Genomic DNA, 16,472 nt, shown 5'->3' on the forward strand with positions numbered 1-16,472 from the left:
TAAGATGGAATTAAACCAAGCCCAAGTTCAACGGGCGTTGTTCCTGGCCGCCGTCTGCGGCCAAACCTATGCGCAATTCACAAATCCGGACGGTACGTTTGTCCTCCCGCCGCCGTATACGCTGTTCGAACCCCTTGAAGCGAAATCCTTGCTTGGACAATGGGAGCGCTTTGGTTTTATTTGGCAATCGACGGACGAGATCATCATCGCCTTCCGGGGAACCAGCTCGGCTTCCAACTGGATCGCCGATGCCATCGCAACGCAGCAGAAATTCAAGTGGGCCAAGGATGCCGGCCTTACGCACCGGGGATTTACCGGTATATATGGATCGGCCCGCCGCCAGATTCACTCCGCGCTGCGCCAGTTGCCGGAGGACAGAACGTTATATCTTACGGGCCACAGCCTGGGAGCCGCATTGGCAACGTTATGTGCAATGGATCTCGCCGCAAATACGAACCGGGTTCCCGTCCTGTTTACGTTTGGTTCTCCTCGCGTTGGTGATCCGGATTTCGTGCAAGCTTTTGCGAAGCAGGTCCCCAACAGTTACCGGATTCATAATGAATTTGATGCGGTGACTCACATCCCTCCAACCGTGTTCAAGCTGCCCAAACAAGGAAAAACCTACTACTACCGACATGTCCCCGTCTCGTATCCCTTGTACTTTGCCGATACTTCATTATCTACCAATCATGGAATTGGGAGCTATTTTGCTGAGCTGGCGAGGCTCGATCCGGGTTACGCCCAATATTTATCCACTGTAAGCCCAGGCTTCTCTCCAGAACCCACCTGAGTACAGAAAAAAGCCGCTGCCCGGCAACATATGCCAGGTTAGCGGCTTTTGGATTTATATCGGATTATTTACTTATTACTTAAATGAATGCGGAATACATCACCTGCCTGCCCGCCAAAGACGATCTTCCCGCCGGCCGGCAGTGGAATGGAATTTTGCTTACGAATGATCGACGAGTGGACCATCAGCCCTTGTTCGTCATATACGATGAAGCCGCCGCTACCTTCCATGTTCACGGTCATCGTCCGCCCGGCCAAGGACGGCTGAATGTGAAACCATCTTGCCTGGCCGCTTGGTTGAATGGTAATCTTCGATTCCTTACCAGCGTAAAGGTTCGGAATCCCGTCCTCGCGAATGTAGGTTTGACCATTTACATCCAAAATCTCTGCGCCGCTGGACTTTGAGAATTTGAAATCAAACGCATCCCGGCCGTTCATATTCGGAATTTCCATCACGTTAACCGCTTGATTCGCATCCACGATCTTCGCGCCGTTGGCATATCCGTAATCCAGATCAAGCGCTAACGTTTTGTTGATAATGGCCGTGGACAAGTAAAAAAACGAATTGATTTTTTCGTCCAGCGCATAGTATGTTTTGCCGTCTCTGGCTTTCCATGAACAACGCAGAGGTCATAGCGGTCGATGTTCAGCTCCTGCGAATGGAGCTGTAGCTGTGTATCGATCCGAATGCCGTTCGCTTCACCGATGTTAAGCGCATTGGTCACCAGCGCATCGATTACGAGATGGCCGGTATTCACCCGATGATAAGCGTCTTCGACCTTATTTAGCGTAACCCGAATATGCTCTAACGCCGCAGCCGTATCCCCGCGCTTCATGCACTCTTCGATATATAGAAAATGCTGGTTTGTATCGTGGATGATGCGTTTAATCGACTTGAAGCTATGTACCGTTTTTTCATAGTTGGCGTCCTGATAGTCCATCTGCCGCTGCAATTGGAAGTTCTCCTGCTGGATTTGGAACTTATCCATCATCGTGTCAAACATATAGATCACCAAGACATTCAGGAGCAACAGCCCAATGACCCAAATGAAGAAATGCAGATTCTTCTCACTGGTCGCCGCCAGCAAATTGACCTGATAGATGCTGAACACCGGTACGAACAGGAAGAGCAGGTAATAGCCGGGCTTTAACGGATACGTTCGCCGTTTGGCCACCATCCGGATCAACTGAATGACGACAAACATCAAAATGCAGGACAGCAACAAGGTTTTCGCGGACGCCGTAAAATTGGTAGGTTCAAAGTCCCGAAATTCATCCGCATCAAGCGTATAGAAAATAAAAATGGACAGCGAATTCACAATCGACATCAACACGCCGTACAACACGGTAAACATAAGTTTATTTTTCAACTCAACCTGGTACGTATCCGCCAGACTATAGATCAATAGCAGTGCCACGCCGGAGGCAAACCATTCCAAATCAAGCGTCAAATAGACCGATGCCAACAACGCGAATAGAACAAAATGCCCGAATCGCTGCGGTTTACGGGCCGCTCTTCCAAACACTGAATCAAAGAAGAAAATAATCTGAAACCCCAGCACAAACACGCTGCTGATCAGAATCGGAAGATTAAATGGAATCATGGGTAATATCCTTCATCACTTTATATTTGGTATAGAAATCCTTCACTTCTTTCACTTTCGAGCGTCCGATTGGCAGCTCCAGCCCGTTCGACATCTGTACGAAATTGCCCGCAAATTTAACCACGTGATTGAGGTTGATGATAATCGAACGATGGATCTGCAAGAAATGGCTGTCCTTTAGCGCTTCCGCATACTTCGTGATCAGCCCCTTACTTTCAACCACCTTGGAAACAGTGATAACCTTGAGTTTATTTTTCATCGTTAGGCTCTTGGCGGATTCGATCGCGATAATCTCCTCATGCTTCAGCACCACTTCTTCATAGCCGGACTGGACGATCAGAAATTTCTTCTCTTGCGCTTGGATGTAATGACAGAGCTTAAGCACCTTCTCCTCCAGCACGGAGGGCTCAACGGGCTTAATCAGATATTGAAAAATAAACACGTCCAAGCTCTCCACCATATAATCAGGATAACTCGTCAAAAAGATAATCTGCTCATCCAGATGCTGAAGCTCCCGGATTTTGCGAGCTGCAGCAATGCCGTTGATCCCGCCCATCTCCACATCCAAAATGAGAATATGAAACGGCGTCTGCCCTTGTTCATAATGGGCCACCAGCGCCTCTCCCGAAGGGAACAGCTCGATATCAAATTCGATATTGGCTTTAAAAGATAACGTAAGCAGCATCTGCTTAATCTGCTCACGCTGCTGCTTCTCATCATCACAAATCGCCACACGGAACAATTCGGCCTCACCTCGCTTGTATGGATTACTCTCTTGCCCGCAGCTTTACGTGATTATCCCTTTCACTCCGCTGTTGCTGTTTATGCCTAGTATGCAAAAAAGCTCTTAAATTCTACAGGAGAATTCAAGAGCTTCTTGCAGTTTAAACGATGCGGTCGAGAGGACTCGAACCTCCACGGGGGGTTAGCCCACACGGACCTGAACCGTGCGCGTCTGCCAATTCCGCCACGACCGCTTAATGTGACCTCTCCGCGAAAGCCGTTAAAGCATTTTTCGCGGCGACAAGATATAAAATATCATGCGCCGCGAAAAGAGTCAAGGCTTTTTTTCAATTTATTCCACTGTAATGGCATGCAACTCGACTCGACCCGCCTCCACACTAACGGTTAGCGTGGTCTTCGCGGCCTCAACAAGTATGGCGCTGTAGCGGCTGACATCTCGGCTTGGAGAAATCGTCAGACGCGCTCTCTCAACCCCATCCTGCTTCAACGCGATCACCGTTTCTTCCCGGCAAATCAACTCCAGCATCGCCGTGTTGCCTGCCTCGATGCCGCAGAACGAATAGGCGGCAAACTCGCCGTCCGCAAGCTCGAGCGCGAGATTTTGCCAGCCGCAATCAAACCCGAACTTCTTCGGTTGCGGCTCATCCGAGATCGGCACGATTTTCATGCCCGTTTGGGCCCGGTATTTATAAATGTTCCCTTCCGTGCGGCGTCCGCTGAACGAGATGCCTCTGCCCGGCAGCTCATCAAAATCTGTACCGCGAACCCGACAACCCGGCTTGCGGAAGGCCGCCGCGGTTACCTCTGGACGGGGAGTGCAGTTCTCTACCTTGATGTTATCTAAATAAGCATCAAGAATCTGCCGCGTGCGCTCATAACTTGGTCGTGCTCCACCTTCGACATAAGCCAGCAGCTCGTCCCAGCCATCAGGTTTGTTCACCGAATACGGCGAATTGGCGCGCTCCATCTTCTTCCACGGCCATAAGTTGTAGCCGATACCCAGCGACAAGGCTAACGGATACATCGCCGCAAACCATTCCAGCTCATTCTCCCCGGTCTCGCCAAGCCATAGCGGTTGGTCCAGCGTCTCGGACAGCTTAAGGAACTCCTCGTACGCTTCTTTGCCGGGTTTGCAAGCGTACCGATGGAAATGGATCACCATATTGGGATCATAACGTTTATAAAATACAGCCGTATTCGTCGCCCAGTGATGCCCTTCCACCGACAGCAGATGCCGGTCGTCAATTTCCCGAATCGCTGCGATTACTTCCTCATAGAATGCCGCCAGCCGCCGAACGAGGTAATCCTCGTGCTTGCCTTCCATTAAACCGGGACGAACCGGCTCATTTAATAGGTCGTACCCGCCGACAATCCAGCGGTCGCGATACCGCCGCGCCAACTCCTTCCACAGCTCGATCGCTTTGTTCCAGCTGTCCTCATCGGTGAACAGGCGAGGGAAATCGTCGATCGAGTCGTCGATGTTAGCTCCGGTCTGTCCGCCGGGCGCTCCATGCATATCCAGAAAGGCGTAGAGGCCAAACTCCTCACACCAATCCAAACAGCGGTCGATCAATGCGAACCCGTCCTCTTTCCAGCGAATGCCCGGCTCGTCCTCCATCAGCACTCTCCAATTAAAAGGAATGCGGACTGAGTTATACCCCTGCTCCGCCATGCGCTGGATATCTTCGCGGGTCACGTAATTCTCTCGGAAACGCTTCCAGAACTGCTCGGCATAATCTGCTCCGGCCAATTCCTGAATGACGGCCTCTATCCGCCGTGGCCGATCGAACCGGGAGTGATGGGATAACCACATATAGCCTTCGCATAAGAGCCAATTACCCAGTCCCCAGCCCGTCAGCAGGATCTCCTCTCCATCGCCGTTGACGATTTTTGTTCCTTCTGCGCGGAGAAAGCCTTTTACCCGCGAGCGGTCCGTATGTTCGTGCATCGTTCGAGTCCTCCCCCTGTTGATCGGTTTGTACGCCACCATTATAGCACCCGGCTGCTGCCCGGGCGGAAAATCCGATATTTGCGCCCTCAACCCGAAAATTGCACCCCTCTTAATGTCGCTCCACTAAAGACTCCGGCTTGGCGGTTCGGAGTGAGCGGCACCCCGTAAGTTCTACATCCTCCCCGTGTTCAATATAAAAAGCCGGACCCTCGTGGTTTTCAATCGACACTAGGTTAAATCGTATGTCCCGCACATTTCCCAGGTAGAACCCGCGCCGCACCATCTCCTCGATTCCATCCATCATGGCAGGACGGCCGGGAATCGCGTCCTTGGCCATGGAAATCTCGATATGGTCGAAGGTAATTTCGGAAATGTACTGCTCCGCCAATCCATACAAGAAACCGGCAGCGGCATGCACCTCGCGCGCGGTAATGTCAGAAAAATGAATCCGGCGGAACTGCGGGGTTTCCTCCGTAAGGGGATACGGATTTTTGTCCCACACATATTTCTCCTTGCCGCGTGGACCGCAGAAATAATATAGATTCATAATAAAGGGACAGATCACGTTATCCATCACGAGGTTGCTGACGCGGATATCCTCGACGACACCTCCCCGCCCGCGACGGGACTTGAGCCGAATACCGCGGTCCGTGTGCTGGAAGACGCAATTCGAGATCGTCACGTTCCGGATACTTCCGCTCATCTCGCTCCCGATTACCACCCCGCCGTGACCGTGAATCATCGTGCAGTTGGTAATGGTAATGTTCTCACAGGGAACCCGCTCCGCCGTCTCCTCCGTACCTGCCTTAATCGCAATACAATCGTCCCCGACATCGATATGGCAGTTGCTGATTCGCACGTTCGAGCACGATTCCGGGTTAATTCCGTCTGTATTCGGGGAATCCGCCGGATTCAGAATTGATACGTTATCAATCGTCACGTTGTGGCAGCGAATCGGGTTGACCGTCCAGCTAGGGGAGTCGACCAATGTGACGTCTCTAATCGTCACCCTCCGGCAGCGGTCGAAGCTAATCAACTTCGGACGCGGATAGTGCAGCTCCTCCGGCCGGTTCCGGTGCTTCTCCCACCAGGGCTGGCCGTTCCCGTTGATGCATCCGTTCCCCGTGACGGACACATTCTCGAGATCTTCCCCGTAGATGCAGGAGGCATGGACCTCCCGTTGCACCCCTTCCCATCTGGACTGTACGACCGGATAATCATCCGGGTTAGTGCTGAAGGACAACACCGCCCCAGGGCTTAACCTAAGCTCGACATGGCTCTTCAAGAAAATCGCTCCGGTCACAAACGTTCCTGCTGGCACGAGCACCGTGCCTCCGCCGGCTTCACTTGCTGCCGTAATTGCGGCCGCTATGGCTGCGGTTGCCGGAACCCCACTGTCCTTCACAGCCCCATAATCAACGATATTATACGTGCACATCCGCAGGATCTTCCTTTCTGCTGAGGAGCATTTCCATTTGGGTGCAGGCCATCACAAACGCGCCCACCCCGTGCAGATCGTTTTTCACTTTCGGGCGCGCCGCGTAATGGTCATAATCCCCCGCCGATGTACCGATACAGATATCCGGTAACACCAGACGGCCTTTATCGTCCCATTCCACGACTTGAGTCAGCCCTTCGTATCCCCGCAATGCGGCACGCCCGGCATCTTCACCGGCCAGTCCTTGCTGCACCGCTTTAGCCAAGGTGTATACGAACAAGCAGGAGCCCGACGTTTCCAGCCAGTTATCCGGACGATCACCTTTGTCAACCACCTGATACCAGAGCCCGCTCTCTTGATCCTGATAACGGATCAGCGCATCTACAAAACTGGAGAACGCCCTCGCAAGCTCCGCCCTCCCCGGCTCGTCTGCCGGCAGCAAATCGAGGAATTGAGCCAGCGCCAAGCCGTACCAGCCCAGCGAGCGGCTCCAAAATTCCGGGGAACAGCCGGTTTCCGGATCCGCCCAAGGCATCCGCCGACTCTCGTCCCAGGCATGATAGAGCAAGCCGCTTTTGGCGTCGAGCATATGTTTGCGCATCAGCTTCTCCTGGTGCAGCACTTCAGCCCGAAGCCCTGCTTCCCCGAACGCATTTGCATATTTGAGCGAAAAGACCCCGGCCATATAGAGTCCATCCAACCACATCTGATACGGATACTTATCCTTATGCCAATAACCGCCCTCACTCGTGCGATTCAGCGTCAGCAACAGGTAACGCAGTTTATCGGCAGCTTTCCGATATTTAACTTTCCCAGTTCGTTCATATAACGTAAACAGCAGCAAACCAGCCTGCACGGCATCCAGCTCATCGCGGGCGAACATCAAATTGCCCTGCTCATCCACCAAGTCATCTACATATTGTTGAATGTACTGGATGTACTTCTCCTCCTGAACGACCTCCCACAGTTGTTCCATCCCGCACAGAAAGACGCCTTGATGATAATGCCAGCGATGAGCGGGAGGGAGAGTTCCCGCATCCTGGTAAATGTCCATCATTGAATCGCATGCCGTCTTCGCCCATGCTAAAGGAGAGTCTGGACGTTGCCCCATCTTTCTCCAACTCCTTCCGCTTCGGATTTCATCGCCATCGATCCCTCACCCTTTCATCGATCCCAGCAAAGCTCCTTTGGCAAAATGCTTCTGCAGATACGGATAAACCAGCAAAATCGGCAGAGTGGCAACCACGATGACCGCCATCTTGATTGTCTGATCCGGCGGCGGCACGGTTCCATCCAACTCGGCGCTGTGGTCCATCCCGCTCGCGAGCACGACGATTTGTCGCAGCAGCACCTGAATTGGCCATTTGGCGCTATCGTTCAAATACAAAATCGCCGACATGTACGTATTCCAATACGTCACCGCATAGAACAGGGAGATCGTGGCGATGGCCGGCATGGACAGCGGCAGCACGATTTTGAACAGGATGCCAAAGTCGTTGCAGCCGTCGATCCGCGCGGACTCCTCCAAACCCTCCGGAATGTTCTGAAAGAAGTTCTTCAGAATGATCATATTAAATGCGCTGATCGCAGAAGGAATGATTAAGGAAGCATACGTATCGATCATCCCCAGCTCCTTCACGACCAGGAACGTCGGAATCAAGCCGCCGTTAAACAGCATCGTAAAAACAACAAGAAAATTGATGGTTCTTCGGCCATCAAGGTCTTTACGCGCCAGCCCATATGCCATCAGCGCCGTCAGCAGCATGCTGAACAACGTACCGACGAGCGTGACGCCAACGGAAACCCCCATCGCCCTAAAAATCGTGTTCGTCGAAAAAATAAACCGATAGGCTTCCAAACTCCACACTTTGGGAATTAGCACGAATTTATTTACCGCCAGCTCTGCGTTTGTCGTAAAAGAACCGGCCACGACATGCACGAAGGGCAGCACCGTAATCAACGAAATTATGGCCAACAGCGTAAAATTAATCGCCGCATAAATACGACCGCTGATCGATCGATCCTCCACCATCAGTAAACGCCCTCCTCCCCGAACTTCTTGGATAGTTTATTGACCAGCATAACCAGGATCAGGCCAATGACGGATTTGAAGAATCCAATCGCCGTGCTGTAGCTGTATTGTCCTTGCCGCAAACCTGCGGTGTACACATACGTATCAATAATCTCCGCAACCTGCCGGTTCATCGAATTCAACAGCAGATAGACATGCTCGAAGCCTAAATCCAGCACATGCCCGATTTTCAAAATAAACAGCGTAATGATCACACCCCGGATCGATGGAAGCGTAATATGCCATACCTGACGCATCCGGCCGGCTCCGTCCATCCGCGCCGCCTCATACAATCCGGGATCGATGGCCGCCATGCCGGCCAGGTAGATGATCGTCCCCCAGCCGGCCTCCCGCCAGATGACCTGAAGGATGTACATCGGCCGGAACCAGTCGGGGTTCAACAGGAAGTTGATCTTCTCGAAGCCAAAGTACACCAACAGCTCGTTGATAATCCCGCCGTCCATCGTCACCATCACATAGGTAATCGACACGATAATGACCCAGGACATAAAATGCGGCAAGTAGACGAAGGTTTGGAACAGCCTTTTGAAGAAGTTCCCTCTTAGCTCGTTTAGCATTAACGCCAGAATGATTGGCACTGGGAAATAAATAAACAGGTTGAGCGCGAACAAGATCACTGTGTTTTTCAAAATGACCATAAAGTCCGGTTCCGTAAACAACCGCTGAAAATGCTCCATTCCTACCCATTCGCTGCCCCGGATACCGTTATACGGCTTATAGTCCTGAAAGGAGATGATCAGCCCGTACATCGGTAAATATTTGAAGATGATAAAATAGAGCACGCCGGGCAGCAGCATCACATACAGCCATTTATTTCGCCACAGCCGTTTGCGAAGCTGTGCGGCCTTCGTGCGTCGATCGGGCGACGGAAGCTTTGGCGCAACGGAGGATGAAACAGTTGCTTCTCTCATATAAATCTCCTCCCGTGAGGTCCTTCAAACAGACGTTATCTCGCTGCGTTATATTCCTCGATAATCTGCGAGCCGCCCCGGCTCTTCCATTGCTCGATCGCTTTCTCGAAGCCCGCCTTGTCGATTTGTCCATAGATATATTGATACGTCGCGTCTGTAATCAACTGCTGCAGCTCTACGCCTTTCTCCGTATAGGTTTGTGAATCCAGCGCTGTTGTAGGATCAGGGACGCCTACTTTGACGTTCTCCTTAATTAATTCTTCCGCATGGATCCGGCCTGGCAGCGTATTGTAGCTTTCGTACATGCCGTTGGTTTCGGGTTCGCCGATGACACTGTCCTTAAACGGCTTCACTTCACGCTCGATTAATTCTTTGTTATCCGCTGCCTTGGCTTTGCCTTCTACGACCGTATAATGCGTACCTTCAATGCCCCAGTACATCAAGTTAGCCACTTCCGGCGTCATCATCTTGTCAAAGAACGCTAAAATTTTCTTGAGCTCCGCTTCATCCTTGATCGCCGATTTCGGGAACAGGATGATATTGTTGTAGCCCGGAATCATCCATTGCGCAAACTTCCCGTCCGGACCAGCGACCATGCTGTGCGTGTCGAGTACGGCATCCGGCACATTTTTGATCAGATCCTTGTTGAGAGAATCGATGTCCTGCATCGACCCGCCGATATAAAGCCCGGCCTTCCCGCTGGTGAACATATTGACGGCATCGGTTTTGCTGGTTGCCGCAAAATCCTGGTTAATGTAACCGTTATCCCGCAGCTTCTTAAAGAAATCCATCGTATCGATATATTGCGGGAACATAAACTCCGGCAACAGCTGGCTGTCTTTCTCCCCCCAATTGTTTGGTGTGCCAAACCAAGCGGATACCGTCTTAAACGCTCCATAGACAAGCTCGTTCCGGTCAGCGATCCCGATCGTATCCTTTTGACCGTTGCCGTCCGGGTCTTGTTCAGTAAACGCCTTGGCCATTTCAAACAATTCGTCCACATTAGCCGGTGCGGACAAGCCTAACTTATCGGCCCAATCCTTGCGGTAGATGATCCCCTGGCGGGCCAGCGGTCTGCCGATATAGAGGGAGTACAGCTTGCCTTCCACCTTCGTATTGTTCAGAATTTCCGGTTTCAATTTGTTCAGGTTCGGAAATTCGCTTAACAACGGGCCAATTTCCCAGAACTGTCCGTCCTTAATCGCTTCTTTCATTTGAATAAATGTCGTTTGGTTTTTGAGGTAGGTCACTTGGGGCAAGGAGCCCGTGGCAAATGCGGTGTTCAGCTTCTCTTCATACGTGTCTGCCGGGAAAAACTGATAGTTCAGCTTCGTGTTCGTCAGCTTCTCTAGTTCCGCTTTGATCGTATCCGGCGGCGTCTCCGACGTATTTAACGGCAGCATAATCGTAATCTCCGTTGGTTTCTCCGCCTCTGCGCCAGCGTTCCCGCCGTTATCCGCCGTGGTTGCGGCAGGCTCTGTCGCTGCTGAATTGCCGCCCCCCTTATTGTTAGCGCTTCCACAACCAGCCAGCACAACGCTTAGCGCTAACAGTGCGGTCAGAATGAGGATGAAGGATTGTTTCTTCATAACCTTTGGACCTCCCATGGATTGGATTGCTTACTCTTCCACGGTATCGCCACAACGTGGGTACGGAAACAATCATTTCCTCATAACGGCAGCGGCTCAACGCTAAACCTGAACTAATGATTATCGATGTGATAGCGCTTTCTCAAATTCTTGAATGACAACTTGACCGCCGCTTTGCTTCCAGCGCTCAATCTCTTGGTTAAAGCCGTGGGCGTCGATGCGCCCCAGGATGTAATTGTAGGTGGCATCGCTAATAATCGTGGACAGCTCCGCACTCTTCTCGTCATAGGTCGGCGAGCTGAGCCAAACGGTCGGATCATCCACCAGGAAGGCTTCATTGTCTTTACTCAGCTGCTCGGCAATTTGCGTCAAATGCTCTTTTTGCGCGACTTCCATCACATTGGGGTTACTAATATCGGCGATCATCAGCGAATATAGCGGATTCACCTCGTTCACCCGCAGCTGCGACGTTTCCTCCGGCAAAATAACCATCCCGTTCTCTGTCCGGTAGTGTCTGCCTTCGAAGCCGTATTTCATTAAATTAGCCACATCCCGATCCATCGTCCGATCGAAGAACCGAAGTGCGTCTCTGAGATCCTGCTCGGTGGGAATCATTTTCTTTGAAAATAGATACAAACCGTTAAAATTCGGAATCGACCACACTTTGTACCCGTACGGCCCCTTAATCCGGTTCACCAGCGTGAAGTCCGCATCCGGATTGATGGCTCGCGCTTCAATGGCAAGGCGCTGCACGTCGGTCATACTTCCGATCAGAACGCCCGCCTCTCCGCGGATGAACCGATCTCGTTGCACCTCTTTGCTGGTCAGCGGAAAATCCGAATTGATCAGCTTCTCGTCGTACAGCTTTTTCATAAAATTCATCGTATTCAAATATTCATCCGTCATGAATTCCGGAATGACCTTGCCGTCCTCGATCTTCCAGTTGTTGGGGGTGCCAAAATAGGAACTGAGCGTCTTAAAAATACCGTAAACCAAATCGTTCCGGTCTACGACACCAAGCGTGTCCTGCTCCCCGTTGCCATCTGGATCTCCGTATGTAAACTGCCGCAGCACTTCATAAAGCTCATCCAGTGTCTTGGGCTCCTCCAGACCCAGTCGCTCCAACCAATCCTTGCGCAAAATGACCCCTTGCCGTGAAGAAGGGCGTTCGGTATATAGCCCATAAATCTTGCCGTCTACGGCCGTCTGATCTAATATGTTCGGATCCAGCTTGCTCAGATTCGGGAACTCTGCCAAATACGGCCCAATTTCCCAGAAGACGTCGGAACGAATCGAATTTTTCACCATGTGATAATCCGATACTTTCACAAAGCTGACCTTCGCCAAGGAGTTGGTGGCTAACCCCGTCATCATTTTGTCGGTATAAACGCCCTCCGGCACCCATCTAAGATCCAGTCGCACGTCGGTTAACTCCTCGATTTTGGCTACCATCTCCTTCGATGGCGGCTGAGGAAAGTGAAGCGGCACCAAAACGGACAAATACGGCCGATCCGAATCGGATGCCTGAAGTTGCGTATCCCGGTTTATACACCCGCTTAGCAAGGAAACCAAGAGTACAAGCACGATTAAGAGCAACGCCATCGCGAATAACCCGCGGTCCCCGCCTTTTGTTCTAATCATTGCTCAAAGCCCCCTCAAACCGAAGAATAATACAAAATGATTATTGCCTCACGAGATGATTATTGCTATTATTTGACAGACATCATACACTTGGAATGAACGACTTTTTAACGATAAGGTCAGGTGCTGAGATTGGTGAAACCTTTAAGCTTCTTAAGCAAACTGATGATTTTTACAATCGCCGTAAGTACACTGCCCGTCCTGTTCATCGGAACGTTTTCCTATCTGACTTCAACCCGAGAAATCCAAAAAAATGTCAACCGAAGCAAAATTGAGCTAATTTCGCAAATTAACTCCAATGTAGAACGGAAGTTAACAACTGTCAACCAAACATTAAATCAAGTCGTCAACTCGACCGTACTCAAGCGGGCTCTTCAAAACCCGTTATCTGAAAGCGATTTCAAACTATATAATGACCTGCGAAATGAAATCCGCAACATGCAATCCTTCGATACGAAGCTGGAGGATGTCGTGTTGATGAATCTCCAGCAGGACTGGATGGTGAAGAACTCTGGATTGTATCGGATGAGTGAATATAAGGACCGTGAAGGTCTGGAACAGCTGATGGATACGCCTAATGATACCACCTGGATGTTAACGCCGTCCTCCTGGTTTTATAGCGAGGAGAATGCGGATTCAGCACCTTGCCATTACAGCATCAGCCTGATCAAGAAGCTGCCGGTCTCCAGCTTACATAAATACGGACTGGCGTTAGCCAATTTTCCTGCCTGCAGCCTGCAAGACGTTGTGGCAACGGACGTTCAGACCGAGGACCTGGTGATTGTCGTAGATGAGCACGGGCAAATCCTGATGCACCCTGATCCTTCGTTGATCGGCCGTCAACTAGAGGAGACCGGATGGGAGAATACCTCCCTGCTCGCGGACGAGACTCATCCCTCCGGGCAGTTTCAGACGCACATCGGCAAGAAAGCTTATGCCGTCACCTACTTGCGCTCCCAGTTGAACGGATGGATGTATCTCTCGGTCACCTCAATCGGCAGCCTGACCCAGGAAGCCGGAAAAATCGGGCTGTTCACCTTCTATGTCTGCCTGTTTATGCTAGTGCTGTCGATCGGGCTGGCCTGGTTCGGCTCCCGCCGGATGTACTCGCCGATCGAACGCCTTCTGCATCTCATCGGCCGGCGCAAAACCGATGTTCGCCGGACACATGCCGATGAGTTTGAGCTCATTGGTGAAGAGTATGATCGTTTGTTCCAGTCCAAATCGCAGCTTGAAACGGAAGTTCGGCAGCATATCCGACAAGTGCGGGCGTTCTCCTTGATCGAAGCGTTTCAAGGACGCTACACCAAAAGCCAATTACTAGAGAAGCTTGAACAATACGGCTACCAGGAGCAGATCCGCGCTTGGCGAACGATGACGGTGTTAACCTTAGCCCTGGATTTTACGGAGGAATCAGCCTATGGCAAAAAGGATCTTAACCTGCTGCTGTTCGCCGCGCAAAATATCATCGAGGAGTTGCTGGATCCCCGCAGCCGGTTCACCCCGGTGATTATGGACCAAACCATCGTGACGTTGATCGGAAGTGCTGAAGAGGAGCCTGATTCGTTCCACCAAACCGTATATACTTGGACGGAGAAGCTGCAGCACGAAATCCATCTATGCCTGAAAGTCCATGTCAGCATTGGTCTAAGCTTGTCATTTCAGTCCATCTCAAAACTGCCCATCGCTTACCGCGAGGGGATGGAGGCATTAAAATATCGGATGAAGCTCGGGACGGGGGTCATTATTCAATACGAGAACCTCAACTCCGGCAAGCATGTCCTGAACGTGAACTATCCGACGCATAAGGAAAACGAGCTGCTAGACGCCATTAAGCTGGCGGAAACGGAGAAGGCCAAGGAAGTGAATGCGCGGCTGTTCAACTCCATGTTCAACCAAGAGCTGACGCCGCAGGAATATCAAATCCCGCTGACCCGCCTGCTGAATAATTTGCTGGTAATGATGCAGGAAGCGGGGATCGCCTTGCACCAGATCCGGCCTGCAGGCAGCGGTTCTTTGTTTGAAGAGATGTTTGGGCTGCACACCAAAGCAGAAATCGAGGATTGGTTCTGGACGACGGTCATTCACCCGATGATCCGCATCTTTCATAACCGGCAAAACGCCCAGTACCAAAATATTTCGGAGAAAATTATCGATTTGATTCACCACGAGTACGACACCGATTTAACCCTGGAGGCTTGCGCCGCCCGTCTTCATTACAACGCGAACTACATCAGCAGCATTTTTCGGAAAGAAACGGGCTGCTCCTTCAGCGAGTACCTCACGATGTACCGCTTCAAGATGGCGAAAGAATGGCTGCGCAATACGGAAATGCCCGTCAAGGAGATCGCGGCCAAGCTGAGATACAACAACTCGCAGAACTTTATCCGCTCCTTCCGTAAGATAGAGGGGATGACACCGGGGCAGTATCGGGAAGGTGCAGCAGCGCATTCGCCGGGGAGCATTCGGAAATCGATGTAAGGCTGCGGCGGGGGCGGAGGTATAAATAGGCCGGAGCTTTTGCAGGATTATCCCGTTTGTTCAGGAACCCGCAACCCGCTTGATGACCGCCTATCACTGCACCTGCTTTCTCCCTTCACTTCACCTTGCCCGCTCCCGGCTTATAGCTTCCTGAACGAAAGGGATAATCGTGGCAAGAGGCGTACGAAGCGGAGGGAAGTTAGCCCTCGGCATTCACTTGCTGCAATGGAATCGAAACGTATTCTTCATATCCCACTTGAGTTTTGGAGCTTGCATTTGAAGGGGGGTTGTCCTTCGATTCGATATAAAACTGCATGATCTGAAAAGCAACCTCCAGTTGTCCGCGATTTGCTTCTGAGGTGAGCTTGTGGACCGTCGAAGGCAGCACTTCAGGACAGCCGCTCGTACAAAGGACGGTCAGATCCACGTCCAGTCCTCGTGAGGCGTTCGCAACAAGCATGCCAACAAACTCGTTGATCACAATCCCGGCGCCCCCTCGAAACCGCGCCAGAAAATCGGGCAAATGGTCCACGTTGTCCGCTGTGAGCACGAAAATGGCTTCCGGTTCGAGTTCTGCCGCATCCATGATGATCTTCATCGTGTTCTCATTCGTGAAGTCATCCAACACCAGAAAGCGCCGTGCGGTCGCGGCCGATTGCTCTCTCCATAAGGTAAACGCCTTGCGGTAATCCATCACAACTTTATGAAACAGCGGATCGTCGATATGGGTATCGAGCAGTACGATCGGAACCCCAAAGCTAAAATGGATGGAAATGTCCCGGAAGACGTCCTGCTTCACTCCGGCCAACAGCACCCCATCCACCTCCCGCTGCCGGATGATCTCTGGATTGGGCCGCAAGGCGTCCATCCCCAGCACAAGCAGGTGATAGCCTGCCTGATTGCAGAGCATCTCCATCCGTTCAGCTAATCTGCCGTAATAGAGCTGCTTCCATAACCCGTCCCGCTCGCTGCGGCAGAAGAGCAAGGCCACCATGCCGGATTTCCCCCGGACAAGCGAACGTGCCGCAAGGCTGGGGATATAATTTAGCTTCTTCGCGGCTTCCAACACACGGCAGCGCGTTTCATCCGTAATTTTCTGGTTGTCCACATGATTTAAAATGTAACTAACCGTTGCCACCGAAACCTTCGCTTCACGGGCAATATCCTTCATGGTTGCTTTTTTCACGGCCAACACCTCATCAAATCTCTAGCACTTTGGTAGGATGATACCA

13 protein-coding genes and 1 tRNA gene are annotated in these 16,472 nt (G+C 51.5%); 2 read left to right on the plus strand and 12 right to left on the minus strand.

Annotated features, from left to right (window positions below):
* Positions 1–4 precede the first annotated feature (4 nt).
* A complete protein-coding gene (locus C812_RS10805) occupies positions 5–790 on the plus strand; it encodes a lipase family protein (protein WP_016312699.1) in 786 nt (261 codons plus the stop codon).
* 68 nt (positions 791–858) lie between these two features.
* On the opposite strand, the gene C812_RS10810 is transcribed toward C812_RS10805, so the two are convergent.
* The 11 genes from C812_RS10810 to C812_RS10860 form a co-directional block, all read right to left on the minus strand.
* Complete coding sequence (locus tag C812_RS10810) at positions 859–1,341, minus strand: hypothetical protein (protein ID WP_016312700.1); 483 nt, start codon at positions 1,339–1,341, stop codon at positions 859–861.
* Positions 1,311–2,393, minus strand: a complete 1,083-nt coding sequence (locus C812_RS10815) for an ATP-binding protein (RefSeq protein ID WP_016312701.1) — start codon at positions 2,391–2,393, stop codon at positions 1,311–1,313. Before C812_RS10815 ends, C812_RS10810 begins: the two co-directional genes overlap by 31 nt.
* Positions 2,380–3,135 carry a LytR/AlgR family response regulator transcription factor gene (locus C812_RS10820; protein WP_016312702.1) on the minus strand — a complete coding sequence of 252 codons (756 nt, stop codon included), beginning with the start codon at positions 3,133–3,135 and terminating at the stop codon, positions 2,380–2,382. The genes C812_RS10815 and C812_RS10820 overlap by 14 nt, the downstream gene beginning before the upstream one ends.
* Positions 3,136–3,285: 150 nt before the next feature.
* A tRNA-Leu gene (locus C812_RS10825) sits at positions 3,286–3,370 on the minus strand.
* A gap of 98 nt (positions 3,371–3,468) precedes the next feature.
* Complete coding sequence (locus tag C812_RS10830; RefSeq protein WP_016312703.1) at positions 3,469–5,085, minus strand: glycoside hydrolase family 5 protein; 1,617 nt, start codon at positions 5,083–5,085, stop codon at positions 3,469–3,471.
* Between the two features lie 112 nt (positions 5,086–5,197).
* Entirely contained in the window at positions 5,198–6,526 is a 1,329-nt protein-coding gene (locus tag C812_RS10835) for a glycoside hydrolase family 28 protein (protein WP_016312704.1), read from the minus strand.
* Positions 6,513–7,637, minus strand: a complete 1,125-nt coding sequence (locus C812_RS10840) for a glycoside hydrolase family 88/105 protein (RefSeq protein WP_016312705.1) — start codon at positions 7,635–7,637, stop codon at positions 6,513–6,515. The genes C812_RS10835 and C812_RS10840 overlap by 14 nt, the downstream gene beginning before the upstream one ends.
* A 45-nt stretch (positions 7,638–7,682) precedes the next feature.
* On the minus strand, positions 7,683–8,558 hold the full coding sequence (locus tag C812_RS10845; protein ID WP_016312706.1) for a carbohydrate ABC transporter permease: 876 nt from the start codon (positions 8,556–8,558) through the stop codon (positions 7,683–7,685).
* Positions 8,558–9,529 carry an ABC transporter permease gene (locus C812_RS10850; protein ID WP_016312707.1) on the minus strand — a complete coding sequence of 324 codons (972 nt, stop codon included), beginning with the start codon at positions 9,527–9,529 and terminating at the stop codon, positions 8,558–8,560. Before C812_RS10850 ends, C812_RS10845 begins: the two co-directional genes overlap by 1 nt.
* A 35-nt stretch (positions 9,530–9,564) precedes the next feature.
* Positions 9,565–11,118, minus strand: coding sequence for an extracellular solute-binding protein (locus C812_RS10855; RefSeq protein WP_016312708.1), 1,554 nt, complete (start codon positions 11,116–11,118; stop codon positions 9,565–9,567).
* Positions 11,119–11,238: 120 nt separating this feature from the next.
* Positions 11,239–12,759 carry an extracellular solute-binding protein gene (locus C812_RS10860; RefSeq protein ID WP_016312709.1) on the minus strand — a complete coding sequence of 507 codons (1,521 nt, stop codon included), beginning with the start codon at positions 12,757–12,759 and terminating at the stop codon, positions 11,239–11,241.
* Positions 12,760–12,894: 135 nt separating this feature from the next.
* Between C812_RS10860 and C812_RS10865 the strand changes: the two genes are divergently transcribed.
* A complete protein-coding gene (locus C812_RS10865; RefSeq protein WP_051134943.1) occupies positions 12,895–15,240 on the plus strand; it encodes a helix-turn-helix domain-containing protein in 2,346 nt (781 codons plus the stop codon).
* A gap of 199 nt (positions 15,241–15,439) precedes the next feature.
* On the opposite strand, the gene C812_RS10870 is transcribed toward C812_RS10865, so the two are convergent.
* Positions 15,440–16,426, minus strand: a complete 987-nt coding sequence (locus C812_RS10870) for a LacI family DNA-binding transcriptional regulator (protein ID WP_016312711.1) — start codon at positions 16,424–16,426, stop codon at positions 15,440–15,442.
* Positions 16,427–16,472: the final 46 nt, after the last annotated feature.

This window comes from Paenibacillus barengoltzii G22 (assembly GCF_000403375.2).
Taxonomy (GTDB): domain Bacteria; phylum Bacillota; class Bacilli; order Paenibacillales; family Paenibacillaceae; genus Fontibacillus; species Fontibacillus barengoltzii.

Coding starts and splice junctions, on each gene's coding strand:
- C812_RS10805 (WP_016312699.1), top strand. CDS start 5: ATGGAATTAAACCAAGCCCAAGTTCAACGGGCGTTGTTCCTGGCCGCC.
- C812_RS10815 (WP_016312701.1), bottom strand. CDS start 2,393: ATGATTCCATTTAATCTTCCGATTCTGATCAGCAGCGTGTTTGTGCTG.
- C812_RS10830 (WP_016312703.1), bottom strand. CDS start 5,085: ATGCACGAACATACGGACCGCTCGCGGGTAAAAGGCTTTCTCCGCGCA.
- C812_RS10835 (WP_016312704.1), bottom strand. CDS start 6,526: ATGTGCACGTATAATATCGTTGATTATGGGGCTGTGAAGGACAGTGGG.
- C812_RS10840 (WP_016312705.1), bottom strand. CDS start 7,637: ATGGGGCAACGTCCAGACTCTCCTTTAGCATGGGCGAAGACGGCATGC.
- C812_RS10845 (WP_016312706.1), bottom strand. CDS start 8,558: ATGGTGGAGGATCGATCGATCAGCGGTCGTATTTATGCGGCGATTAAT.
- C812_RS10850 (WP_016312707.1), bottom strand. CDS start 9,529: ATGAGAGAAGCAACTGTTTCATCCTCCGTTGCGCCAAAGCTTCCGTCG.
- C812_RS10855 (WP_016312708.1), bottom strand. CDS start 11,118: ATGAAGAAACAATCCTTCATCCTCATTCTGACCGCACTGTTAGCGCTA.
- C812_RS10860 (WP_016312709.1), bottom strand. CDS start 12,759: ATGATTAGAACAAAAGGCGGGGACCGCGGGTTATTCGCGATGGCGTTG.